Origin of the sequence: Pseudomonas sp. SC11 (genome assembly GCF_047039205.1) — a bacterium.
Classification (GTDB): Bacteria; Pseudomonadota; Gammaproteobacteria; order Pseudomonadales; family Pseudomonadaceae; genus Aquipseudomonas; species Aquipseudomonas boreofloridensis.
Genome location: NZ_CP178183.1, coordinates 2,296,984 through 2,320,892 on the forward strand (window position 1 = coordinate 2,296,984; position 23,909 = coordinate 2,320,892).

General features: G+C 63.3%; 19 protein-coding genes, 1 tRNA gene and 1 pseudogene. 5 read left to right on the forward strand and 16 right to left on the reverse strand.

The window, feature by feature from the left end; translation table 11 throughout:
- Window positions 1-6: 6 nt before the first annotated feature.
- The 10 genes from nuoI to ACK2SD_RS10670 all read right to left on the reverse strand — a co-directional run bounded on the left by nuoI (window position 7) and on the right by ACK2SD_RS10670 (window position 12,317).
- Window positions 7-555: an NADH-quinone oxidoreductase subunit NuoI gene (gene nuoI / locus ACK2SD_RS10625; RefSeq protein WP_016488223.1), complete on the reverse strand. Its 549-nt coding sequence runs from the start codon at window positions 553-555 to the stop codon at window positions 7-9.
- An 11-nt stretch (window positions 556-566) separates the two neighbouring features.
- On the reverse strand, window positions 567-1,574 hold the full coding sequence (gene nuoH / locus ACK2SD_RS10630) for an NADH-quinone oxidoreductase subunit NuoH (protein WP_029614116.1): 1,008 nt from the start codon (window positions 1,572-1,574) through the stop codon (window positions 567-569).
- Window positions 1,571-4,285, reverse strand: a complete 2,715-nt coding sequence (nuoG, locus tag ACK2SD_RS10635; RefSeq protein WP_412462080.1) for an NADH-quinone oxidoreductase subunit NuoG — start codon at window positions 4,283-4,285, stop codon at window positions 1,571-1,573. Before nuoG ends, nuoH begins: the two co-directional genes overlap by 4 nt.
- Before the next feature lie 130 nt (window positions 4,286-4,415).
- Window positions 4,416-5,780, reverse strand: coding sequence for an NADH-quinone oxidoreductase subunit NuoF (nuoF, locus tag ACK2SD_RS10640; RefSeq protein WP_295481787.1), 1,365 nt, complete (start codon window positions 5,778-5,780; stop codon window positions 4,416-4,418).
- On the reverse strand, window positions 5,777-6,274 hold the full coding sequence (gene nuoE, locus ACK2SD_RS10645; RefSeq protein ID WP_029614115.1) for an NADH-quinone oxidoreductase subunit NuoE: 498 nt from the start codon (window positions 6,272-6,274) through the stop codon (window positions 5,777-5,779). The genes nuoF and nuoE overlap by 4 nt, the downstream gene beginning before the upstream one ends.
- Window positions 6,275-6,276: 2 nt before the next feature.
- On the reverse strand, window positions 6,277-8,058 hold the full coding sequence (nuoC, locus tag ACK2SD_RS10650; RefSeq protein ID WP_412462081.1) for an NADH-quinone oxidoreductase subunit C/D: 1,782 nt from the start codon (window positions 8,056-8,058) through the stop codon (window positions 6,277-6,279).
- 79 nt (window positions 8,059-8,137) lie between these two features.
- The gene (locus ACK2SD_RS10655; protein ID WP_029614113.1) at window positions 8,138-8,815 is read right to left on the reverse strand and encodes a NuoB/complex I 20 kDa subunit family protein; all 678 of its coding nucleotides are present in this window, start codon (window positions 8,813-8,815) and stop codon (window positions 8,138-8,140) included.
- A gap of 10 nt (window positions 8,816-8,825) precedes the next feature.
- Window positions 8,826-9,239 (reverse strand): NADH-quinone oxidoreductase subunit A, encoded by a 414-nt coding sequence (locus tag ACK2SD_RS10660; protein ID WP_029614112.1) that lies wholly within the window; start codon window positions 9,237-9,239, stop codon window positions 8,826-8,828.
- A 742-nt stretch (window positions 9,240-9,981) separates the two neighbouring features.
- Window positions 9,982-11,307: an isocitrate lyase gene (aceA, locus tag ACK2SD_RS10665; protein ID WP_176512818.1), complete on the reverse strand. Its 1,326-nt coding sequence runs from the start codon at window positions 11,305-11,307 to the stop codon at window positions 9,982-9,984.
- A 275-nt stretch (window positions 11,308-11,582) separates the two neighbouring features.
- A complete protein-coding gene (locus tag ACK2SD_RS10670; RefSeq protein ID WP_412462082.1) occupies window positions 11,583-12,317 on the reverse strand; it encodes a secretin N-terminal domain-containing protein in 735 nt (244 codons plus the stop codon).
- 212 nt (window positions 12,318-12,529) lie between these two features.
- On the opposite strand from ACK2SD_RS10670, the gene ACK2SD_RS10675 reads away from it, so the two are divergent.
- Window positions 12,530-13,972 carry a SulP family inorganic anion transporter gene (locus ACK2SD_RS10675; RefSeq protein ID WP_412462083.1) on the forward strand — a complete coding sequence of 481 codons (1,443 nt, stop codon included), beginning with the start codon at window positions 12,530-12,532 and terminating at the stop codon, window positions 13,970-13,972.
- A 21-nt stretch (window positions 13,973-13,993) separates the two neighbouring features.
- Here the strand turns inward: ACK2SD_RS10675 and ACK2SD_RS10680 are convergent, their stop codons facing one another.
- Complete coding sequence (locus tag ACK2SD_RS10680; RefSeq protein ID WP_116888480.1) at window positions 13,994-14,422, reverse strand: hypothetical protein; 429 nt, start codon at window positions 14,420-14,422, stop codon at window positions 13,994-13,996.
- 156 nt (window positions 14,423-14,578) lie between these two features.
- Between ACK2SD_RS10680 and ACK2SD_RS10685 the strand changes: the two genes are divergently transcribed.
- Complete coding sequence (locus ACK2SD_RS10685; RefSeq protein WP_039578349.1) at window positions 14,579-14,881, forward strand: hypothetical protein; 303 nt, start codon at window positions 14,579-14,581, stop codon at window positions 14,879-14,881.
- 3 nt (window positions 14,882-14,884) lie between these two features.
- Here ACK2SD_RS10685 and ACK2SD_RS10690 read toward each other — a convergent pair whose 3' ends face one another.
- Both ACK2SD_RS10690 and gcvA read right to left on the reverse strand, forming a co-directional pair.
- Window positions 14,885-16,135 carry an aspartate aminotransferase family protein gene (locus ACK2SD_RS10690; protein ID WP_412462084.1) on the reverse strand — a complete coding sequence of 417 codons (1,251 nt, stop codon included), beginning with the start codon at window positions 16,133-16,135 and terminating at the stop codon, window positions 14,885-14,887.
- 125 nt (window positions 16,136-16,260) lie between these two features.
- Window positions 16,261-17,157 carry a transcriptional regulator GcvA gene (gcvA, locus tag ACK2SD_RS10695; protein WP_116888478.1) on the reverse strand — a complete coding sequence of 299 codons (897 nt, stop codon included), beginning with the start codon at window positions 17,155-17,157 and terminating at the stop codon, window positions 16,261-16,263.
- A gap of 356 nt (window positions 17,158-17,513) precedes the next feature.
- Between gcvA and ACK2SD_RS10700 the strand changes: the two genes are divergently transcribed.
- A complete protein-coding gene (locus ACK2SD_RS10700; protein WP_412462085.1) occupies window positions 17,514-18,644 on the forward strand; it encodes an HPP family protein in 1,131 nt (376 codons plus the stop codon).
- Here the strand turns inward: ACK2SD_RS10700 and ACK2SD_RS10705 are convergent.
- Window positions 18,617-19,905 (reverse strand): annotated as a pseudogene (locus tag ACK2SD_RS10705) (leucine-rich repeat-containing protein kinase family protein). The gene ACK2SD_RS10700 and the pseudogene ACK2SD_RS10705 sit on opposite strands and share 28 nt — an antisense overlap.
- A gap of 159 nt (window positions 19,906-20,064) precedes the next feature.
- Here ACK2SD_RS10705 and ACK2SD_RS10710 point away from each other — a divergent pair.
- The gene (locus ACK2SD_RS10710) at window positions 20,065-21,954 is read left to right on the forward strand and encodes a propionyl-CoA synthetase (RefSeq protein ID WP_412462086.1); all 1,890 of its coding nucleotides are present in this window, start codon (window positions 20,065-20,067) and stop codon (window positions 21,952-21,954) included.
- A gap of 160 nt (window positions 21,955-22,114) precedes the next feature.
- Here ACK2SD_RS10710 and zapE read toward each other — a convergent pair whose 3' ends face one another.
- Window positions 22,115-23,188, reverse strand: a complete 1,074-nt coding sequence (gene zapE, locus ACK2SD_RS10715) for a cell division protein ZapE (protein WP_412462087.1) — start codon at window positions 23,186-23,188, stop codon at window positions 22,115-22,117.
- Window positions 23,189-23,297: 109 nt separating this feature from the next.
- The gene (locus tag ACK2SD_RS10720; protein WP_039578330.1) at window positions 23,298-23,540 is read right to left on the reverse strand and encodes a hypothetical protein; all 243 of its coding nucleotides are present in this window, start codon (window positions 23,538-23,540) and stop codon (window positions 23,298-23,300) included.
- 289 nt (window positions 23,541-23,829) lie between these two features.
- On the opposite strand from ACK2SD_RS10720, the gene ACK2SD_RS10725 reads away from it, so the two are divergent.
- Window positions 23,830-23,904 (forward strand) — tRNA-Gln (locus ACK2SD_RS10725).
- Window positions 23,905-23,909: the final 5 nt, after the last annotated feature.

The following is a 23,909-nucleotide window of genomic DNA, read 5'->3' on the forward strand; positions in this document are numbered from 1 at the left end:
CTGTCCTTATGGGAGCAAGCTCTTCACGTTGATCGGCTCGGCTTCGTTCTGCGCGGCGCCTTTCGGCTTGCCGGCGATCGCCATGCCCGCAACACGGTAGAAGTTGTAGTCAGGGTTCTTGCCGGGGCCGGAGATCAGCAGATCTTCTTTCTCGTACACCAGGTCCTGACGCTTGAACTCGGCCATTTCGAAATCCGGAGTGAGCTGGATCGCGGTGGTCGGGCACGCTTCTTCACACAAGCCGCAGAAGATGCAGCGCGAGAAGTTGATGCGGAAGAACTCCGGGTACCAGCGTCCGTCCTCGGTCTCGGCCTTCTGCAGCGAAATGCAACCGACTGGGCAAGCCACGGCGCACAGGTTGCACGCCACGCAGCGTTCCTCGCCATCGGGGTCGCGGGTCAGGACGATGCGGCCGCGGTAACGCGGCGGCAGGTACACAGGTTCTTCGGGGTACTGCAGGGTGTCGCGCTTGCGGAACCCGTGGGAGAACACCATGGCCAGGCTGCGCAGCTGAGTGCCGGTGCCCTTAACGATGTCGCCGATATACTTGAACATGGGTCAAATCCTCACTGGGCCGCGACGGCTGGCGTGTTGTAGAGCACGATCGCAGCGGTCACCAGCAAATTGATCAGGGTCAGCGGCAGGCAGAACTTCCAGCTGAAGTCCATCACCTGGTCATAGCGTGGGCGCGGGATCGAGGCGCGCAGCAGGATGAACAGCATGATGAAGAAGCCGGTCTTCAGGGCGAACCACAGGAACGACAGTTGCGGCAGGATGCCGAACGGACCGTGCCAGCCGCCGAAGAACAAGGTCACCAGCAGCGCCGAGATGAGGATGATGCCGATGTACTCACCGACGAAGAACATGCCCCACTTCATGCCGGCATACTCGATGTGGTAGCCGTCGGCCAGTTCCTGTTCCGCTTCGGGCTGGTCGAATGGGTGACGGTGAGTCACGGCGACGCCAGCGATGAAGAAGGTGCAGAAGCCGAAGAACTGCGGAATGATGAACCACAGGTTCTGTGCCTGGTACTCGACGATATCGCGCATGTTGAACGAGCCCACCTGCACCACCACGCCCATCAGCGCCAGGCCCAGGAACACCTCGTACGACACGGTTTGTGCCGAGGCGCGCAAGCTACCCAGCAGGGCATACTTGTTGTTCGACGACCAGCCGGCGAACAGCACGGCATACACCGACAAACCGGCCATGGCGAAGAAGAACAGCAGGCCGATGTTCAGGTCCGCCACGCCCCAGGTCGGGGTGATCGGGATCACCACGAAGGCGATCAGCAGGGCGCTCATCGCCACCACCGGGGCCAGGGTGAAGATCACGCGGTCGACGAAGGGTGGGTTCCAGTCTTCCTTGAAGAACATCTTCAGCATGTCGGCGGCAATCTGGAACATGCCGAACGGGCCGACACGGTTCGGACCGTAGCGGTCCTGCCACCAGCCCAGCAGGCGACGCTCGACGAAGCTGAGCAGTGCACCGCAGACCACCACCGCCAGCAGCACCACGATGGCGCGCAGGACGGCGAGGATCGCATCGATCACTTCGGGGGTGAACCAGCTCATTGTGCTGCCTCCTGCAGACCTTCGACGGGTGCACCGAAGATGGCCGGGGGAATGCCGGCCAGGCCTTTCGGCAGCGCCACCAGGCCTGCGCCCAGTGCTTCATTGATGCGCAGTGGCAGGCGCAGTGAGACGCCGGCCACGTCCAGGCTCAGCAATGCGCCTTCATTGACGCCCAGGCGGTCGGCTTCGGACTTGGCCAGCGCGACGTAGGCCGCAGGAATGCGCTCCTGTACAGGTGTGGCGCGCGAAGAGTTCTCCTCGCTGCCGAACAGGTGGAAGAACGGTACCGCCGTCCAAGTGCCGCGAGCGGGATTGAACGCGCCTGGGATGGCCTCGAACCAGCTCAGACGATCGCCTTGCGACTCGATCAGGCGCACGCCCGGATCACCGGCACGCAGGTGACCGCCGACTTCGTCCTGGAACTTGTTCCACGCCTGTGGCGAGTTCCAGCCTGGCGACCAGGCGAACGGCACTTGCTGACGCGGTTCGGCCGAGCCCGAGTAGCCTTCCATGGAGAAGGCGAAGGCGGTGTCCTTGTCTTGCGGGGTACGTGGCTCGTGCACGCTGATGTTGGCGCGCATGGCCGTGCGACCGGAGTAGCGCAGCGGTTCGCGGGCCAGCTTCATGCCCTTGATGCGGAAAGCAGCGCTCGGTGCGGCATCGACGATGCCAGCCAACTGCGGCGCGGCGGCGGCGCAAGCGCTGGTGACATGGTCCAGTTGAGTCCAGTCCACCGGCGTGTCGAGCAGGGTGGCACGCAGGGCGTGCATCCAGCGCCAGCCTTCATGCACCAGGATGCTGCTGTCCAGGTATTGCGGATCGAACACCTGGAAGAAGCGCTGTGCACGGCCTTCCTGACTCACCAGGGTGCCGTCGCCCTCGGCGAAGGACGCGGCTGGCAGTACCAGGTGAGCACGGTCGGTGGTGGGCGTCTTGGAGTGATCGGCGACGATCACCACTTTGGCGGCAGCCAGGGCTGCGTCGACCTTGGCGGCCGGAACCCGGGCGTACAGGTCGTTTTCCAGGACCACGATGGCGTCGGCCTTGCCGCTGATCACGGCGTCCAGCGCGGCGTCGACGGCGTCGCCACCCATCATCGCCATGCCGAGGCTGTTGGCTTCAGGCACGACCAGGCTCAGCGAACCGTCCTTCTCGCGCAGCTTCAGGGCCTTGGCGATGTTGGCGGCCGCTTCGACCAGCGCTGGGTCGGCCAGTGAAGTACCGGCAATGACCAGCGGGCGCTGGGCGGCGATCAGGGCGTCGGCGATGCGTTGAGCGAGGGCTTGCGCGTCGGCGTCCAGACCCGCGACGGCCGGGGCGCTCGGGTCGATGGCGTGGGCCACGGCAAAGCCCAGGCGGGCGAGGTCGGCGGGCGCAGCGTGAACGCATTCCTCGGCGACGTCATCAAGCTTGGTCTCGGCCAGCGAGGCGATGAACAGCGGATACAGCGCGTGCTGACCGATGTTCTTCACGGCGGCGTCGAGCCAGGGTTGCACTTTCATACCCTCGGCCATGGCCTCGGCCTTGCCCTTGGTGGCCTGGCGCACGGCCAGGGCGACGCGGGCGGCGGTCTGGGTCAGGTCTTCGCCGAGTACGAACACGGCGTCGTGGTCTTCGATCTCGCGCAGGGTCGGCACCGGCAACGGGCTGTTGTTCAGCACGTCGAGCACCAGGCGCACGCGGGCCAACTCGCCGGCTTCCATACCCGAATAGAAGTACTCGGCACCGACCAGTTCACGCAGGCCGTAGTTGCTCTCCAGGCTGGCGCGAGGCGAGCCGATGCCGACGATGGTACGACCGCGCAGCAGGTCGGCGGCCTTGTCCAAGGCAGCGTCCAGCGAAAGCTTGGTGCCATCGGCCAGCAGCGGCTGGCGCGGGCGGTCGCTGCGGTTGACGTAGCCGTAGCCGAAGCGGCCGCGGTCGCACAGGAAGTACTGGTTGACCGAGCCGTTGAAGCGGTTCTCGATCCGACGCAGTTCGCCGTAGCGCTCGCCGGGGCTGATGTTGCAGCCGCTGGAGCAGCCGTGGCAGATGCTCGGGGCGAATTGCATGTCCCACTTGCGGTTGTAACGCTCGGAGTGGGTCTTGTCGGTGAATACGCCAGTCGGGCAGACCTCGGTCAGGTTGCCGGAGAACTCGCTTTCCAGCACGCCGTCTTCGACGCGGCCGAAGTACACGTTGTCGTGAGCGCCGTACACGCCCAGGTCGGTACCACCGGCATAGTCCTTGTAGTAGCGCACGCAGCGATAACAGGCGATGCAGCGGTTCATCTCATGGGCAATGAACGGGCCGAGGTCCTGGTTTTGGTGAGTGCGCTTGGTGAAGCGGTAGCGGCGCTCGTTGTGGCCGGTCATGACCGTCATGTCCTGCAGGTGGCAGTGACCGCCTTCCTCGCACACCGGGCAGTCGTGCGGGTGGTTGGTCATCAGCCATTCGACGACGCTGGCGCGAAACGCCTTGGATTCTTCATCCTCGATAGAGATCCAGGTGCCGTCGGAGGCGGGGGTCATGCAGGACATGACGATACGACCACGGGTGTCGTTCTCGTCGGTGTACTGCTTGACCGCGCATTGCCGGCAAGCACCAACGCTACCGAGTGCTGGGTGCCAGCAGAAATAAGGGATGTCGAGGCCGAGCGACAGACAGGCCTGTAACAGGTTGTCTGCACCGTTGACTTCGAGCGCTTTGCCGTCTACGTGGATAGTGGCCATTGTTCAAAGTTCTTCGTTGGCCCGCGTGAGCGGGCGTGGCTAATGGAAATCTGTGCGCCTGCGGCTCGCGTCATACCTGCGCGCGCCTGCAAGGCCGGCGGGTGGCACGGACCACCCGCGTTTCATCTCGTTATGCGCCAACCGTAATCGGCTGGGCCAGGTTCGGGCGCAGGGTGTCGGCAGCGCTTGCTGGCGCGACACCGGCCTCGAACTCGGACCGGAAGTATTTGATGGCACTGCCCAAGGGCTCGACGGCACCCGGTGCGTGAGCACAGAAGGTGCGGCCAGGGCCGAGGAAGTTGACCAGACCCAGCAGGGTCTCGATGTCTTCGGCGCGGCCCTGGCCTTTTTCCAGGGCGCGCAGCATCTTCACGCTCCATGGCAGGCCATCACGGCATGGGGTGCACCAGCCGCACGACTCGCGGGCGAAGAACTCTTCCATGTTGCGCAGCAGCGAGACCATGTTGACGCTGTCGTCCACGGCCATGGCCAGGCCCGTACCCATGCGGGTGCCGACCTTGGCGATGCCGCCTGCGTACATCTGCGCATCGAGGTGCTCAGGGAGCAGGAAGCCAGTACCGGCGCCACCAGGCTGCCAGCACTTGAGCTTGAAGCCGTCGCGCATGCCACCGGCGTAGTCCTCGAACAGCTCGCGAGCGGTGACGCCGAACGGCAGCTCCCACAGGCCCGGGTTCTTCACTTTGCCGGAGAAGCCCATCAGCTTGGTGCCGTGATCCTCGCTGCCTTCGCGGGCCAGCGACTTGTACCAGTCGTTGCCGTTGGCAACGATGGCGGGCACGTTGCACAGGGTCTCGACGTTGTTCACGCAGGTCGGCTTGCCCCACACGCCGACGGCGGCGGGGAAGGGCGGCTTGGAGCGCGGGTTGGCGCGGCGGCCTTCGAGCGAGTTGATCAGCGCGGTTTCTTCACCGCAGATGTAGCGACCGGCACCGGTGTGCACGAACAGCTCGAAGTCGAAGCCGCTGCCCAGGATGTTCTTGCCCAGCAGGCCGGCGGCCTTGGCTTCGGCAATGGCGCGGTTGAGGTTGTTGGCGGCGGTGGTGTATTCGCCACGCAGGAAGATGTAGCCGCGATAAGCCTTCAGGGCGCGGGCGCTGATCAGCATGCCCTCGACCAGCAGATGGGGCTGTTGCTCCATCAGCATGCGGTCCTTCCAAGTGTTGGGCTCCATTTCGTCCGCGTTGCACAGCAGGTAGCGGATGTTCATGGATTCGTCTTTGGGCATCAGGCCCCACTTCACCCCGGTAGGGAAGCCGGCGCCGCCGCGGCCCTTGAGGCCGGAGTCCTTGACGCTCTGTACGATGTCGTCGGCGGACATCTCGGCCAGTGCCTTGCGGGCGGCGGCATAGCCGTTCTTGGCCTGGTACTCGTCGAGCCAGATCGGCTCGCCGTCTTCACGCAGGCGCCAGGTCAGCGGATGGGTTTCGGCCGCACGCGCGATGCGGTTGGCCGGGCCGAAGGAAGTGATGGTCATGCGTAGCCCTCCAGCAGTTTGGAAACGCCAGCCGGCTGCACATCGCCGAAGGTGTCGTCGTCGATCATCAGCGCCGGGGCCTTGTCGCAGTTGCCCAGGCAGCACACTGGCAGCAGGGTGAAACGTCCGTCGGCAGTGGTTTGGCCGAGGCCGATGCCCAGCTCGCTCTGGATCTGGCTGACCACCGATTCATGGCCGCCGATGTAGCAGACCATGCTGTCGCAGACGCGGATGATGTGGCGACCGACCGGTTGACGGAAGATCTGGCTATAGAAGGTGGCGACGCCTTCGACATCGCTGGCCGGGATGCCCAGCACCTCGCCGATGGCGTAGATGGCGCCGTCCGGCACCCAGCCGCGTGCCTTCTGCACGATCTTCAGGGCTTCGATGGACGCCGCGCGCGGGTCTTCGTAGTGGTGCATCTCGTGCTCGATGGCCGAGCGCTCGGTTTCGCTCAGGGCGAAACGGTCGGTTTGGATCAGCGTGCTGTTCATGCTTAGCGGTCCACGTCAGCCATAACGAAGTCGATACTGCCCAGGTACGCAATGAGGTCGGCGACCATGCTGCCCTTGATTACCGAAGGGATCTGCTGCAGGTGCGGGTAGCTCGGCGTACGGATGCGGGTGCGGTAGCTCATGGTGCCGCCATCGCTCGTCAGGTAGTAACTGTTGATGCCCTTGGTCGCCTCGATCATCTGGAACGACTCGTTGGCCGGCATCACCGGGCCCCACGAGACTTGCAGGAAGTGGGTGATCAGGGTTTCGATGTGCTGCAGGGTGCGCTCTTTGGGCGGCGGCGTGGTCAGCGGGTGGTCCGCCTTGTACGGGCCTTCCGGCATGTTGCGCAGGCACTGGTCGATGATGCGGATGCTCTGGCGCATTTCCTCGACACGGACCATGCAGCGATCGTAGGCATCGCCATTGTGGGCCAGCGGCACTTCGAACTCGAAGTTCTCGTAGCCGGAGTAGGGGCGGGCTTTGCGCAGGTCGAAGTCGCAACCGGTGGCACGCAGGCCGGCACCGGTGGTGCCCCATTCCAGGGCCTCTTTGGTGTTGTAGGCGGCGACGCCGATGGTACGGCCTTTGAGGATGCTGTTCTGCAGGGCCGCCTTGGTGTACTCGTCCAGGCGCTTGGGCAGCCATTCGACGAAGTCCTTCACCAGCTTGTCCCAGCCGCGCGGCAGGTCGTGGGCGACGCCACCGATGCGGTACCAGGCCGGGTGCAGGCGGAAACCGGTGATCGCTTCGATCACGGTGTAGGCGCGCTGGCGGTCGGTGAAGGTGAAGAACACCGGAGTCATGGCGCCGACGTCCTGGATGTAGGTACCCAGGAACAGCAGGTGGCTGGTGATGCGGAAGAACTCGGCGAGCATGATGCGGATCACGTCGACCTTCTGCGGCACCTGGATGCCGGCCAGCTTCTCCACCGCGAGCACGTACGGCAGGTTGTTCATCACCCCGCCGAGGTAGTCGATGCGGTCGGTATAGGGGATGAAGCTGTGCCAGGACTGGCGCTCGGCCATTTTCTCGGCACCACGGTGGTGGTAACCGATGTCCGGCACACAGTCGACGATCTCTTCGCCGTCCAATTGAAGGACGATACGGAAGGCACCGTGGGCCGAAGGGTGGTTGGGGCCGAGGTTGAGGAACATGTAGTCCTCGTTGGCGCCCTGGCGTTTCATGCCCCAGGCCTCTGGATTGAAGCGTGCCGACTCTTCTTCGAGCTGCTGCTTGGCCAGGGTCAGGCTGTAGGGGTCGAATTCGGTGGCGCGGGCAGGGTAGTCCTTGCGCAGCGGGTGACCTTCCCAGGTGGGAGGCATCATGATGCGGCTCAGGTGCGGGTGGCCGGCGAAATCGATGCCGAACATGTCCCACACTTCGCGCTCGTACCAATTGGCGTTGGGCCAGATGCTGGTGACCGAAGGCAGGTTCAGGTCACCTTCGCTCAGCGACACTTTGATCATCACGTCGCTGTTACGCTCGACCGACAACAGGTGGTAGAACACGCTGAAATCGGCCGCCGGCAAGCCGCGGCGCTGGGTACGCAGGCGTTCGTCGACGCCGTGCAGGTCGTAGAGCATGCTGTACGGTTTGGCGACACCGCGCAGGAAGCTGAGCACCTCTTTGAGCTGGGCGCGCTTGACCCACAGCACGGGCATGCCGGTGCGGGTCTCCTGGGCGACGAATGCTTCGGCGCCAAAACGGTTGTGCAATTCGACGACCACATCCTGGTCGTCTGCCTTGTAGGGCGGAATGAAAATAGCGTTGTCCGCTGTCATGGTCTCGGTCGCTTTGGGTCAGCGTTAAGAATGAAGCCAGGCCGCCGGCTCCTTGAGGAACGGGCGGCAGGTCGCTGGATCAGACTTCGTCGGGGCTGCGCAGGTTGGTGACGGCAATGCGCTGCTCACGACGCAGGTCTTTCTGGGCGGGCATCTCGGCACGGTAGATGCCTTGATCACCCACTACCCAGGAAAGCGGGCGTCGTTCCTGGCCGATCGACTCCTGCAGCAGCATCAAGCCCTGCAGGAACGCCTCAGGGCGTGGCGGGCAACCAGGCACGTAGACGTCCACGGGGAGGAACTTGTCGACCCCCTGAACGACCGAGTAGATGTCATACATGCCGCCGGAGTTGGCGCACGAGCCCATGGAGATGACCCACTTGGGTTCGAGCATCTGCTCGTACAAGCGCTGGATGATCGGCGCCATCTTCACGAAGCAGGTACCGGCGATGACCATGAAGTCGGCCTGACGCGGCGAGGCCCGGATGACTTCGGCGCCGAAGCGGGCGATGTCGTGGGGCGCCGTGAAGGCCGTGGTCATTTCCACGTAGCAGCAGGACAGGCCGAAGTTGTACGGCCACAGGGAATTCTTGCGACCCCAGTTGACCGCGCCACGCAGCACATCTTCGAGTTTCCCCATGTAGATGTTCTTGTGGACTTGGTCTTCGAGCAGTTGGTCGGTGACGGTTTCCCGATCGCCTACCGGGTATTGCTCGTTGGGGGCATCCGGATCGATTCTGGTGAGATTGTATTGCATTGCCAAAGCCTCATTGTTTCAGCTTCGCTTGCCGCTTGCGGCGACTTTCGGGTGCCCAGTCAAGAGCTCCGACGCGCCATAGGTAGACAAGACCTGCCAACAGAATTGCTATGAAAACGAGTGCTTCGACGAATCCGGTCCAGCCGCTTTCGCGGACGGACACAGACCATGCAAAGAGAAAGAGGGCTTCGATATCGAAGATCACGAACAGCATCGCGACCAGATAGAATTTGGCGGAAAGGCGCAGGCGGGCGCTGCCGACGGGCAGCATGCCGGATTCGAAGGGTTCGTTCTTGGCGCGGCCCCAAGCCTTGCTTCCAAGCAAGCTGGACAGGCCGAGCATGAAGGCACACAGGCCGACGACACCCAGAAGGAAGATGGCAAAGCCCCAGTTGTGGGCGATGAGTCCTGCCGAATCGGACATGCTTGAAATCCTTATACAGAGACCCAGCTCTGCAGTCTGAAATAAGTAGAGCGGCGACGCGGTGTCGCGGACGCAGTGACCAAATGTCGCAGCTGAATCAATCGCGCTGATTTTATGGGTAAACCCACAGCAAGTAAAATTTCCAGCGCAAAATTATTCGTAGGATTAAGAACAAAAATCTTTCGTAAATCGCTGAAGGCCTTGATTTTAGGGGATTCTGACCCGTTTCGTTAATTATGTTTCCCTGACACTGTAATGAATCCCGATATCAATAATGATAATTAATAGCATTTGCCTGAGGTGCTGTTTATTCGCAGTTCTGGTGTGCAACTGACCTCCTTCGCAAATATGTCACTTGCAAATGAGAAAAACTCTCGTTCTAGCAGTTTCTGACCGCGCGCGTACCGCCCTGGATCAATGTTTCGGCAAAGGAGAGTGATGCGTGGGAGCGATGAGCTCGGAGAGCCTCGTTGAAGAGGCGGTAGCAGGCGGTCGCGCGGGCATCAACGCGTTGGCTTGGACGAGGCATAAGACGGTCCTTGCTGGCTGTGCTGCCCCAAGCATAGACCTGATTCTGAGTTCTGCCTCGGCATCCGGCTAGAGGCGCGGGCTCGCTTGGTAAAGTTGGTGCCAGGAGAAAAGTTGTCAGTGTTGCCGATGACTGCTGTAGAGGACGCGGGCAGAAAAAACGACGAAGCCCGGCGCTTTTGCGAGCGCCGGGCTTCTATCGAGCCATTGACAGTCAGTGGAACTGCTCTTCCTCGGTAGAGCCGGTCAGTGCAGTCACCGACGACGCGCCACCCTGAATCACAGTAGTCATGTCATCGAAGTAACCGGTGCCCACTTCCTGCTGGTGCGCCACAAAGGTGTAGCCCTTGCTGGCGTCGGCGAATTCCTGCTCTTGCAGCTTCACATAGGCGGTCATGTCGTTGCGGGCGTAGTCGTGCGCCAGATTGAACATGCCGTGCCACATGTTGTGAATACCCGCCAGGGTGATGAACTGGTGCTTGTAGCCCATGGCCGACAGCTCGCGCTGGAATTTGGCGATGGTGGCGTCGTCCAGATTCTTCTTCCAGTTGAAGGAAGGCGAGCAGTTGTACGACAGGATCTGGTCCGGGTATTCCTTCTTGATCGCTTCGGCGAAGCGGCGTGCTTCGTCCAGGTCTGGCTTGGCGGTTTCACACCAGATCAGGTCGGCGTACGGCGCGTAGGCCAGGCCGCGGGCGATGGCCTGGTCGAGGCCGGCGCGCACCTTGTAGAAGCCTTCGCGGGTACGTTCGCCAATGACGAAAGGCTGGTCGTACGGGTCGCAGTCGCTGGTCAGCAGGTCGGCGGCGTTGGCGTCTGTGCGGGCCAGGATGATGGTGGGCACACCCGACACGTCCGCGGCCAGGCGCGCAGCCACCAGCTTTTGAACAGCTTCCTGGGTAGGTACCAGTACCTTGCCACCCATGTGGCCGCATTTTTTCACCGAGGCCAGTTGGTCTTCGAAGTGAACGCCGGCGGCGCCTGCCTCGATCATGTTCTTCATCAGCTCGTAGGCGTTCAGCACGCCGCCGAAACCGGCTTCGGCATCAGCCACGATCGGCGCGAAGTAATCGATGTAGCCTTCGTCGCCTGGATTCTTGCCGGCTTTCCACTGGATCTGGTCGGCGCGGCGGAACGAGTTGTTGATGCGCTTGACCACGGTGGGCACCGAGTCAACCGGGTACAGCGACTGGTCGGGGTACATCGACTCGGCCGAGTTGTTGTCGGCGGCAACCTGCCAGCCCGACAGGTAGATGGCCTGGATGCCGGCTTTCACCTGCTGCACGGCCTGGCCGCCGGTGAGGGCGCCCATGCAGTTGACGAAGTCTTTTTCTGGGCGGAAGGACGGGTGGGCCCCTTGGGTGACCAGCTTCCACAGTTTTTCGGCACCCTGGCGCGCCAGGGTGTGCTCCGGCTGCAGGGAGCCGCGCAGGCGAACGACATCGGCGGCGGTATAGGTACGGGTCACGCCTTTCCAGCGCGGGTTCTCGGCCCAGTCTTTCTCGAGGGCTGCAATTTGCTGTTCGCGTGTCAGTGCCATGGAAATAAACCTCGTCGCATCGATCTTGAAGGTAAGTGTGCTGATGCTCCGGGCGCGCAGTCAGGGGGCGGATGTCCTTTCGATGAAGGCAGCGAAAGCGCGCGGCAAGGCCCTTCTCAGGGCCCCTGATCAGCGGGAGCGGGGCCATCATGCCCCTGGCGAAATTACCCTGTCAAACGTTTTGTAGTGGTTTTCTTATGGCACTACATCTTTGGTCTAATACGACTCCATAGTCACTTTTCAGGCCTTTGGTCGAGGCCTCGAACGGCGTGGGATCAGTCCACAAGATCGACTTTTACCCGAAGGGTCATGTTTTCGCCGCGTTGGGTGCTGTAGGTGAGGGTGGAAGGCGCGGTGTTGGCGTCACTCTGCTGGTTGTATCCCGCCAGATCGATCCATTGGCCCAGCTTGCCGGTGACCGTTGTGTCGGTGCTCTGCACATTCACTACATCCGGACGTTCGTGGCTCATTCGGTCGTTATTGGTGCTGATTTGCAGACGAACCGTTTCACCCGTCACGCTCGGCGTGACATAGAAGCCCTGGGTCACATTGCGGTAGCGGGTATCGCTCTGCACCCGTCCATAGCCGTCGCTGGAGGTGCTGGTGACGGGGATGCTCTTGCCCGTCTGGATCAAGGCAGGCTGGCCTTCGCTGGCCTGGATCTGCTGCAGTCCGCCTTCGCGGTTGCGGGTGCCGTACTGGATGATCCGCGCGTTGCCGCGGGTGTCCTGGTAGTTGCTGTCGTCATTGTCGACGCTGATCAGCAGGCGCCTGGGGGCGGTGTCGAGTTGTTGCAGCAGGCTGCGCAGATCATCGATGCGCTCGGGGCTGGCGTTGACGATCAGCTTGTCTTCGAAGGCGCTCACCGTGCCGTCCTTGCCCAAAAACGACTGGGCGGTGGGCAGCAGTTCGGCGCTGCTGCGGTGCTGCAGGGGCAGCACTTCGGTGGCGGCGCTGGCGCTGAGGCTGGCCGCCAGCAGCAGGGCGGCGACGAGGGGGCGTAGCGGCATGGGGGTGGTCTCCACAGATGGAACACACATGATGGCAAATTTGCCTGGATCGTGCCGGGTCTGGATCACAGCGATATGAAAGCAAGGTCACCTGAACGGGAACCACGGTGGCCGCTGCCTGACAAATTCCGTAACATCGCGCCCCTTCCTTTCGTTCCTGCTCCAGCGAGGCCTTGTGGCTTGGCTCTGAGCAGACCTCTCACAGGATTTTCATGAAACCTGCTCGACTTCGCGCCGACGTGCTCGCCGGCCTGACCACCTCATTCGCCCTGGTGCCGGAGTGCATTGCCTTCGCCCTTGTGGCACACCTGAACCCGCTCATGGGCCTGTATGGCGCGTTCATCATCTGTACGCTGACCGCGTTGTTCGGCGGGCGTCCAGGCATGATCTCAGGCGCTGCCGGGTCGATGGCGGTGGTGATCGTCGCCCTGGTGGTGCAGCACGGTGCCCAGTACCTGTTGGCGACCGTACTGCTGGGCGGGGTGGTGATGATCCTGTTTGGCGTGTTGCGCCTGGGCAAGCTGGTGCGCCTGGTGCCGTATCCGGTCATGCTCGGTTTCGTCAACGGTCTGGCGATCGTCATCGCCATGGCCCAGCTCGAGCACTTCAAGAACGGCGAGCAGTGGCTCAACGGCCTGTCGCTGTACCTGATGGTCGGACTGGTGGCCTTGACCATGCTGGTGGTCTACCTGCTGCCGAAACTCACTCGCGCGGTGCCGCCAGCACTGGTGGCGATCCTGGGCGTGGGCCTGCTGGTCTACCTGTTCGAACTGCCGACCCGCACCCTCGGCGACATGGCGCACATCGCCGGTGGTCTGCCGCAACTGGCCTGGCCGGATGTGCCCTGGAGCCTGGAGACGCTGAAGATCATCGCGCCCTATGCCGTGCTCATGGCCATGGTCGGCCTGCTGGAAACCCTGCTGACCCTCAACCTTACCGACGAAATCACCGAGAGTCGTGGCTTTCCCGACCGAGAATGCGTGGCGTTGGGCGCGGCGAACATGGTCTCGGGGCTGTGCGGCGGCATGGGCGGCTGCGCGATGATCGGTCAGACGGTGATCAACCTCAGTTCCAGCGGGCGCGGACGGCTCTCTGGCGTGGTGGCGGGGGTGATGATCCTGTTGTTCGTGCTGTTCCTGTCGCCGCTGATCGAGCGCATCCCGCTGGCCGCGCTGGTGGGCGTGATGTTCGTGGTCGCCCAGCAGACCTTCGCCTGGGCCTCCCTGCGGGTGCTGCACAAGGTGCCGCTGAGCGACGTGCTGGCGATCGTCGCGGTGACGGTGGTGACGGTGTTTACCGACCTGGCCATGGCCGTGATGTTCGGTATCGTCATCGCGGCGATCAACTTCGCTTGGCAGCATGCCCGCGAACTGTATGCCGACAGCCATGAGGATGGGGACGGCGGCAAGCGCTACCAGGTGCACGGCACGCTGTTCTTCGCCTCGACCACGCCGTTTCTCAATCAGTTCGACCCCGCCCAGGATCCGGTCAACGTCACGCTGGACTGCAAGCACCTGAGCTTCGTCGACTATTCGGCGATCGCCGCCTTGCAGACCCTGCGCGAGCGTTACGCCAAGGCGGGCAAGCACCTGCGGGTGGTGCACTTGTCCGATCGCTGCAAGAAGCTGCTCAAGCGGGCGGGCGAGCAGCACTGAGCGGGATAGGCTGCAGGCGCTTCAGTCGACCTGGGCCTGCAGCATCCAGGCACCTTCGACCTCGCGGGCCAGACCGCTGGCCGGCAGCAGGGCCAGCAGGCGCGCATGCAGGGCGGCGTCGGTAAAGGTGCGTACGGTGTCCAGGTCGAGCTGACCGGCCAGTGGCAGCTCATTCTTGGTATACGACAGCCAGGCCTTCTTCAGCATCTGCAGTACGTCGCTGCCCGCGCTGTTGGCGAAGCGGCGGTGCACCGTGCGATCGTCGAAGGTGAAGGTGTGGCGGTGGCTGAAGCCGCTTTCGTCGCCGTTCAGTTCCAGGCAGCGATGGCAGCGGCAAGGGCCGTCAGCGAAGACGTTGCGCAGGTAGGCGTTGAAGTCCACGACAGGTTTGAGGGTCAAGCGTTTGTCGACCTCGAACAGGTCGGCGATCAGGGGTTGTTCGGCGCTCACGGAGTGTCCTCGTCTGGTGGGGCGTACATCGCCGGGCACCCTAACAGATCGGGCACTGCAGATCATCTCCCGCTTGGCCCGTCGGTTGGCTAGAGACAAGGGCGAGCGCCTGCCGTACTCTACGCGCCCCTTCACTCGCACCCCGAGGACTCGCGCTTGAGCACCCAGTATCCGTACATCGCCACCGTGACCATCAGCGCTGAAGATCGAGGTGGAGACGCCGAGGCTTCGGAGCATCCCGGCATGCGTGTCGGCCTGGAAGCAGTGACCGAAACCCTCAAGAAAGTGCATTTCGTCGGCACCCTGGCCGCACCCGAGAAGTCCGCCACGCACATCTGCGTCACGCTGGAAAACGGCCTGGTGTACTACGGCCCCATCGTCAACGGCCATGCCGAACTCGAAGGCGGCTGGATCGCGTTCGAATCGGACATGCTCACGCCGCAGGAACTGGGTCTTTAAGCCTCAGTCCAGTTCCGCCAGGCACTGTTCGAGAATCGTCAGGCCCTGTTCGAGCACGTGTGGCTCGATGGTCAGCGGGGCCAGCAGGCGAATGATGTGGCGAGCCTTGCCGCTGGGCATCAATAGCAAGCCGCGCGCCCTTGCGCGTTCCAGCACCTGGGCCAATTGCGCGGGCGCCGGACTGCCGTCCTGGTTGACCAGTTCGACGCCGCGCATGGCACCGACGCCAGTCAGTCGTCCCAGATACCGACACAGCCCGACCTGCTGCCAGCGTTGGTAGCGCTGCGCGATGGCCTGGGCCTGTCGTTCACCCCACGTGGCCAGGTTCGTGTCGCTCATCTGCTCCAAGCTGGCCAGTGCCGCCGCGCAGGCGATTGGATTGCCTGAGTAGGTGCCGCCCAGCCCGCCCTTGGGCAAGGCGCCGAGCAGTTCGCGGCGACCCATCACGGCGCCCAGGGGCATGCCGCCGGCGATGCTCTTGGCTAGCAACAGCAGATCCGGCTCGATGCCTAGGCGAGGGAAGTCGAAGCGCTGTCCGGTGCGACCGAATCCCGACTGGATCTCGTCGGCGATCAGCAGGATGCCATGGCTGTCGCACAGCCGGCGCAGGGCCTGGGCGAACGCTGGGTCGAGGGCGAGAAAGCCGCCTTCGCCCTGAACGGGTTCGAAGATGAATGCCGCCACTTCTTCGACGGCAATTTCCACGCTGAACAGGCGCTCCAGCGCAGCGAGCGCCTGGTCACAGGTGACGCCGGTATCGGCGCTGGGATAAGGCAGGTGGTAGACGGGGCCGGGCAGCTCGCCGACCCGCTGCTTGTAGGGCGCCACTTTGCCGTTCAGGTTCAGGGTGGCCAGGGTGCGACCATGGAAGCCGCCGTCGAAGGCAATCACCGCGCGTTTGCCGGTGGCGCCGCGGGCGACCTTCAAGGCGTTCTCGGCCGCCTCGGCACCGCTGTTGGTGAGCATGCCGGCCAGCGGATAGCTGAGTGGAACGAACGCACTCAAGCGTTCCATCAATGCCAGGTACGGGGCATGGGGCGCGGCGTTGAACGCGTAATGGGTCAGGCGGGCCGCCTGGGCCTGGATTGCTTCGACCACCGCTGGATTGCAGTGGCCCAGGTTGAGCACGCCGATTCCGCCGACGAAATCGATGTAGCGCTTGCCGTCGGTATCCCACACTTCGGCGTTGCGGCCGTGAGAGAGGGTGATGGGGTGAACGATGGCGATGGACTGGCTGATACTGTCCTGATTCATGGGCACGCGTAACCTTGTTCGAATGTCGCGTTATCCAAGCGTGACGGGCCACGCCGGGCAAACGAATTATTCGATTGGGGTCATTCCCTCAATTCCTGACCCCGATGATGTGTGGTTCGCGGCGGTCAAGCCTCTGCTGCCACGCGCTCCTGAATCCACGCCACGAAGGCCCTGACCTTGGGCACTTCGGCAGCGTGTTCGGCATGGGCCATGAAGTGTCGGCCGTTGCTGGGCAGCGGATGATCCCAAGGCACCACCAGCTTGCCTTCTTGCAGTTCTTCGGCCACCAGGTAGCGCGGAATCAGCGCGATGCCGCAGCCGGCGATGGCGGCGCGGATGCACAGGTAGAAGGTGTCGAAGCGCGGGCCGTGATAGCTGTTCTGACTCTCCAGGCCCAGACCCAGGAACCATTCGTGCCAGGCCTCCGGGCGTGAGGCGCATTGCAGCAGGCGATGCTCGGTCAGTGACTGGGCGCTGTCGAAGCGGTGACTGTGCAGCAGCGTTGGGGCGCATACCGGCACCACTTCCTCGCTGAATAGCTCCAGACAGGTCGCGCCCGGCCAGGTGCCCTGGCCGAAGAAAAACGCGATGTCGGCCTTGGCCTGCACCAGATCGAACGGCTCCAGCTCGTTGCGCACGTCCAGGTGAATGCGTGGGTAGCGTTCGCCGAAGCCTTTGAGGTGCGGTACCAGCCAGCGCGCGCCAAAGGTGGGTTGGGTGGCGATGCGTAGCACCTCGGTCTCGTCGCCGTAGCTGAGGATGTAGCGGCTGGACATGTCGATCTGGGTGAGGATCTTGTTCACTTCGGTGAGGTACAGCGCCCCGGCGGGCGTCAGGTGCAGGCGCCGCCGGATACGCTGGAACAGCGGGTGACAGAGCATGTCCTCGAGCTGCGCCACCTGCTTGCTCACCGCGCTCTGGGTGAGGTGAAGCTCCTGTGCCGCGCGGGTGAAACTCAGGTGGCGGGCTGCCGCTTCGAAGCACTGCAGGGCGGTGGTGGAGGGCATCAGGCGTTTGGACATGACGGGCATTTCCAGTGGGGTGAGGTGAAGTTCATTCCGAGGTGGAATGAAGTGCGTCGAAAACTGCATTTGTCGGCGGGCGTCACTAAAGTAATACTGACGTCGGTCAAGGATTACAACTCATTGTCGTGAAAGGGAAAACTCGGGCGTGCTGGGTCGATCGATTCAGCCTTTGCTCGGCGATAGGGCGCTCCGAGCGTTCACAGATCAAAAAAACTGCGGCCCAGGCTCACGTTTTTGCGGTGGTCGTGCTGCATGCCAAGCGGCAGAATGGTCCACCTTCGAATCTGCGGCCGGCCTATGCCCGTTGGCTGGGCGCGCTCCTTTGCTTAACCCTCAGGAACCTGTTCGCGCCCATGTCTGTCCCGCCTGCTGAACGTCGTCTGCGTCACCTGTTGCCAGCGCCCTTGAACATTCCGCCCGCTCAGTGGCTGCGCGCTGGCGTCGGCGCACTGGTGGCGCTGTTCCTGGCCGGCTGGCTGTGCAGCCTGGCATACGGCCCCTCTATCGCCCTGCACCTGCTGGGGCCACTGGCGGCTTCGGCAGTGCTGGTGTTCGCTGTGCACTCCGGCCCCTTGGCCCAGCCATGGCCAGTGTTGGGCAGTTATGCCGTGGCTGCGCTGCTAGGGCTGCTGCTGCGCGAGGCCCTGGGCGGGCAATTGTGGGTTGCCGCACTGGCGCTGGGCGTGTCGCTGCTATTGATGTGCCCGCTGCGCTGTCTGCATCCGCCGGGCGGCGGGGTGGCCGTCAGTGCGGTGCTGGCCGATCCGGGGTTGGTGTCACTGGGCGATCATCTGCTCGAGCCGGTGATGCTCAACGCCGTGATCCTGGTGATCGTGGCCGTGCTTTACAACCGTCTGACCAGCGTGCGCTATCCCAAAGCTGCGGCGCCGCTCAAAGACCTGCATCACACCCATGATCCGGCGCCTGCCGAGCGCGTCGGTATCAGCCGGGCCGATCTTGATCAGGCCCTGGAAGACCTCGGCGAGTTCGTCGACGTCACCCCCGACGAGCTCGAACGCATCATCCGGGCCACCGAACAGCGCGCGTTGCGGCGTACGGTCGGCGGCCTCACCGCTGCCTCGGTCATGTCGCGGGACGTGCAGGTCGCAGCGCCCGAGACCACGCTGGAGCAGGCATGCGCATTGATGGCTCAGCATCATTTGAAGACGCTGCCTGTGCGCGAAGGCGATCAGGTGGTAGGCGTGGTCGAGCTGGGCGATCTGCTGTCAGCAGTTATGGCGCGTGGACGCTTGGGTTGGCGCGGGATGTTCGGTCGCCGGCCGCTACGCGTGGCTCAAGTGATGAGCCAGCGGCTTGTCAGCGTCGGCAGCGACCATCCGCTGGAAGGCTTGCTGCCCCTGCTCAGCGAGCACGGCGTTCACTGTCTGCTGGTGCTCGATGAGCACAGGCTAGCCGGGGTCATCACCCAGACCGACTTGATCGCCGGACTCAGGCGTCATCTGCTCAGCCACTGCACGAGCTGAGCAAAGCCTGGCCGAGCGCTGACATCGGGCTGTTGGCAGCGCTGCGCCAGGCTGCGCAGCGATGTGTCGTCCTGGTCGCAGCCGTCGAGCAATTCTTCGATCAGAATACCGAAGGCCCGTACTTCGAGCCGTTCGACGGCTGCCGTCTCGGTATCCGTGCTGGGCGGATGGAACGAGGCGGCGCCGAAGTCCCCGAGCAGGCAATCACCTTCGGTGTCGCAGAGGATGTTGTGGGCGTACAGGTCGCCGTGGTTGATCCCGCGGGCGTGCAGGTGCGCCGATACCGAGGCGATGCCGGCAAGCAGACGGCGCGCGGCGGGTAGCGCCAGTCGCCGCGCGTCGGGATAGCTGTCGCGGGTGCAACTGCCCAGGCTCGGAGGGCCTGCGAGATTGAACCAGTTGGGGTCGATCAACTGCATCACCAGCGCTGGGCGTTGCAGTGGATGATCGTCGATGCGCCCGATCACTCGCACCAACTGACGATGATCGCCTGCGGCCAGGCAGGCGATCATTTCGGCCAGTGGCGAGCCATCGCTGGTGATTTCGCCTTTGTAGAGCTTCACCGCGACCGGGTCTGGATGCGCATGCCAATGGGCCAGATGGATCAGGCCTGAGGCGCCGCGTCCGAGCTCCTTGCCCAATGCGATGTGTGCCCAGTGGATGCGCGGGCAGCTCGCCTGCACCGCCGGTGCGCGCAGTGCTTGAGGCAGCGGGTTGTCGGCGTAGGCCAGCCAAGCCAGACGAGGCATGCGCAGCAGCCAGTCGGGCAGGGCGGTGAGGCGGTTGCTGGCGATGCGCAGCAGCTCCAGTCGTTCGCAGCGCGCCAGGCTATCGGGCAGGGCGGTCAGGCGGTTGCCGGCCAGCATGAGTTTCTGCAACTGCGAGCAGTCGCCCAATGCCTCGGGAAGGCGTTCCAGCCGATTATCAGTCAGCACCAGCGCGCGCAGGCTGGCGGGCAAGGCGTGTGCGTCGAGCTGGTGGATACGGTTGCTCTTGAAGCCCACCGTCTCCAGGCGCTCGCAGCGACCGACAGCGCGCGGCACGTGCTCGAAACGGTTTTCCGAGCAGAACAGTACCTTCAGCCGAGTCAGCCGGTGCAAGTCCTCGGGCAGGTCGTGCAGGGCGTTGCCGGTGAGGTTGAGGACTTCGAGGGTGTCGGCCAGTGCGAAGATTTCCCGGGGGAATTCGCTCAGGCCCTGGCACAGGTCCAGGCGGGTAGGCCGTGAAGGCGGCCGGCTTTGAGGTCTTCGAGGCTGTGCATGCGGGGCGTCTATGAGGCGTTGGACGGCCATTCTAGTGCCCGACCGGGGCATTGCAAATCTGCACAAGGGTTGCGAGCCAAGTCCGATTGCGCCTCGGCCGCGGCGGGCCATACTCAAGGCTGGCCCTTCGATAACAACAAGTAACGGGTTGCGAACCAATGACCTATCAGCACAGCTATGCCCAGTCCATTGCCGACCCCGCCCGCTTCTGGCAGGCCCAGGCCGATTCGCTCGCCTGGTACCGCACGCCCAGCGTCACCTTGCAAACCAATGCTGACGGCACTCAGCGCTGGTTCGCCGACGGCCGCTTGAACAGCAGCTACTTGGCGCTGGATCGACAGATCGAGCTGGGGCGCGGCGAGCAGGTGGCGTTGATCTACGACTCGCCCGTGACGGGTGTCGCCCAGCGCTTCACTTACTCCCAGTTGCGCGATGAGGTGTCGCGTCTGGCGGGGCTGCTGTGTGAGCTGGGGGTGGGCAAGGGCGATGGCTTGATCATCTACATGCCCATGGTGCCGCAGGCGGCCATGGCCATGCTGGCCTGCGCGCGGATCGGTGCGGTGCATTCAGTAGTGTTCGGCGGATTCGCCGCCAATGAACTGGCCCTGCGCATCGATGATGCACGTCCAACGCTGGTGCTCACCGCCTCCTGCGGCCTGGAGTTCGATCGGGTGATCGAATATAAGCCGCTGGTCGATCGGGCCTTGCTGCTGGCCCGGCATCAGCCTCGGCACGTGGTGGTGTTGCAGCGATCTCAGGCCACGGCCGCGCTTGAGCCTGGTCGCGACCTTGACTGGGAGGCAGCCGTCGCTGGCGCGCAATCGGTGGCGCCGGTGGTGCTGGACGCGGGCGATCCGCTGTACATCATGTACACCTCCGGCACCACCGGAAAACCCAAAGGCATCGTGCGCGAGAATGGCGGCAACGCGGTTGCGCTGTGCTACGCCATGCGCCATGTCTACGGCATGCAGGCGGGCGATGTGTGGTGGGGCATCTCCGATGTCGGCTGGGTGGTCGGGCATTCACTGATCGTCTATGGCCCGCTGATGTGCGGGTGCACCACGGTGCTGTACGAAGGAAAGCCGATCCGCACGCCGGACGCGGCGGCCTATTGGCGGATTGTCGAACAGTACCGGGTCAATGGGCTGTTCTGCGCGCCCACGGCTATGCGCGCGATCCGCAAGGAAGACCCGCACGGCGAGGGGGTCCGCAGTCACGACCTGAGTTCGCTGCGCCAGCTGTTCCTGGCTGGGGAGAAACTCGACTCGGCTACGCATGAGTGGCTCGAGCGTGTCACAGGCAAACCGGTGCACGACCACTGGTGGCAGACCGAGACGGGCTGGCCGGTGACTGCGCCCTGCGTGGGCCTGGAAGGCAGCGCAGCGCGCCCGGGATCAAGCAATCGCGCGGTGCCGGGCTACCACGTGCAGGTGCTGGACGACGAAGGACGCCCCGTGGCGGCGAACCAGCAAGGCGCCATCGTCATCGCCCTGCCGTTGCCGCCAGGCTGCAGTCAGACGTTATGGGGCGACCATTCGCGCTACGTGCAGGCGTACCTGCAGCGCTACCCCGGCTATTACCACACCGGTGATGGCGGTTATCTGGACGACGAGGGTTTCGTCTACATCATGGGTCGCACCGATGACGTGATCAACGTCTCCGGCCATCGCTTGTCCACCGGTGAGATGGAGGATCTGGTGGCGCAGCATCCAGCCGTCGCCGAGTGTGCCGTGATTGGCGTGCACGACGAGATCAAAGGGCAGGTGCCGCTGGCACTGGTGGTGCTCAAGGACGGGCAGGGCATCGGTGAGCAGCAGGTCCAGGCCGAACTGGTGGCCAGCGTACGCGAGCAGATCGGAGCGTTGGCGTGCTTCCAGCGCGTGCGTGTGGTCAAGCGCCTGCCCAAGACCCGCTCGGGCAAGATCCTGCGGGCTGTGTTGCGCAAGATCGCCGATGGCCAGGACTACGTGCCACCATCGACGCTGGACGATGTGGCGGTGCTGGGTGAAATCGAACAGGTGCTGGCGGGTTTGCCGCGGGCGGGATGAGTCTAGGCTCTGTTTGAAAAGTCTTGAGACGAAGGTCAGGCAAGGCGAAAACAGCCGAGGAAGCGGAGTGTACTGGAGTACATGAGCATTCCGACCGGGCTGGCGCTCCAGGCTGTTTTCAACGCAGCATGAACGAGTATCAAGGCTTTTCAGACAGAGCCTAGGTGAGTGGGCCGGTCTGCTGCAATTGACCCAGGCGGCTGCGGGTGCGCATCAGGTCGGCGATCGCGCCGCCCAGGCTTTGGTCGAGGCTGTGCTTGGCCAGCACCTGCAGGCGCTTGTCCTGGTCGTACAAGACATCGATCAAGTTGATGAAACGCTGCTGTGCGGCGAGCGAACAGTTCGACAGATCGTCCAGTCCGTCGATGATCCAGTCATCGAAACGCTCAGCCAGGGCCAGGTAGTCGATCACCGCCGTAGGCTGCTCGCACAAATCATCGAAGGCGAACATCACCTGTCGGTCTCGGCTATGCAGGGCGCGCAGCGGACGCCGGTTGACCTCCAGCACCTGCGGCTGCACCTCGGGCAGCGCCAGGGCCTGGCGCTGCGCAGCGTCAGCAGGCCAGACGAATCGTCCCTGGGTGAAGCGCTGCTGCTGGCGGTTGGCTGGCAATGTGCGAAAGTCGGTGTCGCCGCCCACTTCCAGCACCTGCATGCGCGCGTTGATCACGCGAATCACCGGCTCGAAACGCTGGTGGTACAGCGGGTTGGGCAGCAAGCCTTCTGGTGCGTAATTGGAGGTGAGCAGCAGGAACACGCCGCGCTCGAACAGAGCGCCGAATAGTCGGGTAAGCAGCATTGCGTCGCCGATATCGTGGACATGGAACTCATCGAAGCACAGCACCTGGCAATCGCCCAGCAGCGCGTCGAGTGTGGCTGCGAGGGCATCGGGCTGGCTGCGGTGCTCATGCATGCCTTGGTGCAGCCGAGCGAAGAAGTCGTGGAAATGCAGGCGCTTCTTGGCCGCGACAGGCGCCGTCTGATAGAACCCATCGAGCAGCCAGCTCTTGCCGCGGCCTACCGAACCATGCAGGTAGAGGCTGCGAGCCTTGCCGTGGGCCAGTGCGGCAAGCTCAGTGGCCATGCAGTCGATGACCTGACGTTGGCTATCGCTTAGACGATAACCGCGAGCCTGGGCCAAAGACGTGAAGTGCGAGATCAGGGTCCGATCGGTATCGGATGTTTGCGGGCGCTGAGCCAGTTGACGCAGCGCAGTGGGCATCCAGGCAGGCAATGTGACGGCTCCAAGAGGCGGGTGCAGACGCAGCATGCGCGAGCCTGCGTCGTTTGACCAGTCGCAAATGGGCGTGGGACCTATCGCATGACGGGATGACACGCTTCGTTCAGGCTTTACGTTCCAACTGACGCTCGATCATGAACTTGATGCTCAGGCGGCGCTCCTTGAGACGGCGCAGATCGTCGTCCTCGAAGTTGCCGGCCGAAATGGCTTCGGCGGCCAGCACCTGGTTGTCGATGTCCGTGTAGTCGTCAAGCAGACGGTCGAGATCTTTATCATGCTGGCGGCGTTGCTGAACGATTTCGCGTGGGTAGTGCAGGTCCTGATACAGATCGTGTGAGACTGGCATGGCGCTGTCCTTGTGATGCACAAGTGGGGTTAATTGCTTGGAATCAGCGGCGACCATTGTGTTGAAGCGAAGCGGTAAAAAAGCGACGGATGGTTGTGTAAACGATTGGCTGAGTCAGGCGCAGACGCTGGGAGGGTCGACAAAATGCACGTCGTGCGCTTGTCTGACCAGTAACTTGCTGTTTTCCGACAATTTTTTTTACGCTGGGGCTTCCCAGAGACAAATTTTGTTGGTAAAGTTCGGCCCATTCCAGCACAGCAGCACTCGCAGCTGTCAGTGAATTCTCTACAGGGGCGTCGCCAAGCGGTAAGGCAGCAGGTTTTGATCCTGCCATGCGTTGGTTCGAATCCAGCCGCCCCTGCCATTTCC

What these genes read in the sequence shown, in the direction of transcription:
- nuoF (WP_295481787.1), bottom strand. Translation starts at nt 5,780, where the DNA reads ATGACCATCACTTCCTTCGGCCCGGCCAACCGCATCGCGCGTGCGGCC.
- nuoC (WP_412462081.1), bottom strand. Translation starts at nt 8,058, where the DNA reads ATGACAGCGGACAACGCTATTTTCATTCCGCCCTACAAGGCAGACGAC.
- ACK2SD_RS10660 (WP_029614112.1), bottom strand. Translation starts at nt 9,239, where the DNA reads ATGTCCGATTCGGCAGGACTCATCGCCCACAACTGGGGCTTTGCCATC.
- gcvA (WP_116888478.1), bottom strand. Translation starts at nt 17,157, where the DNA reads ATGTCCAAACGCCTGATGCCCTCCACCACCGCCCTGCAGTGCTTCGAA.
- nuoG (WP_412462080.1), bottom strand. Translation starts at nt 4,285, where the DNA reads ATGGCCACTATCCACGTAGACGGCAAAGCGCTCGAAGTCAACGGTGCA.
- ACK2SD_RS10655 (WP_029614113.1), bottom strand. Translation starts at nt 8,815, where the DNA reads ATGCAATACAATCTCACCAGAATCGATCCGGATGCCCCCAACGAGCAA.
- nuoI (WP_016488223.1), bottom strand. Translation starts at nt 555, where the DNA reads ATGTTCAAGTATATCGGCGACATCGTTAAGGGCACCGGCACTCAGCTG.
- ACK2SD_RS10700 (WP_412462085.1), top strand. Translation starts at nt 17,514, where the DNA reads ATGTCTGTCCCGCCTGCTGAACGTCGTCTGCGTCACCTGTTGCCAGCG.
- nuoE (WP_029614115.1), bottom strand. Translation starts at nt 6,274, where the DNA reads ATGAACAGCACGCTGATCCAAACCGACCGTTTCGCCCTGAGCGAAACC.
- ACK2SD_RS10710 (WP_412462086.1), top strand. Translation starts at nt 20,065, where the DNA reads ATGACCTATCAGCACAGCTATGCCCAGTCCATTGCCGACCCCGCCCGC.
- ACK2SD_RS10690 (WP_412462084.1), bottom strand. Translation starts at nt 16,135, where the DNA reads ATGAATCAGGACAGTATCAGCCAGTCCATCGCCATCGTTCACCCCATC.
- aceA (WP_176512818.1), bottom strand. Translation starts at nt 11,307, where the DNA reads ATGGCACTGACACGCGAACAGCAAATTGCAGCCCTCGAGAAAGACTGG.
- ACK2SD_RS10675 (WP_412462083.1), top strand. Translation starts at nt 12,530, where the DNA reads ATGAAACCTGCTCGACTTCGCGCCGACGTGCTCGCCGGCCTGACCACC.
- nuoH (WP_029614116.1), bottom strand. Translation starts at nt 1,574, where the DNA reads ATGAGCTGGTTCACCCCCGAAGTGATCGATGCGATCCTCGCCGTCCTG.
- ACK2SD_RS10670 (WP_412462082.1), bottom strand. Translation starts at nt 12,317, where the DNA reads ATGCCGCTACGCCCCCTCGTCGCCGCCCTGCTGCTGGCGGCCAGCCTC.
- ACK2SD_RS10720 (WP_039578330.1), bottom strand. Translation starts at nt 23,540, where the DNA reads ATGCCAGTCTCACACGATCTGTATCAGGACCTGCACTACCCACGCGAA.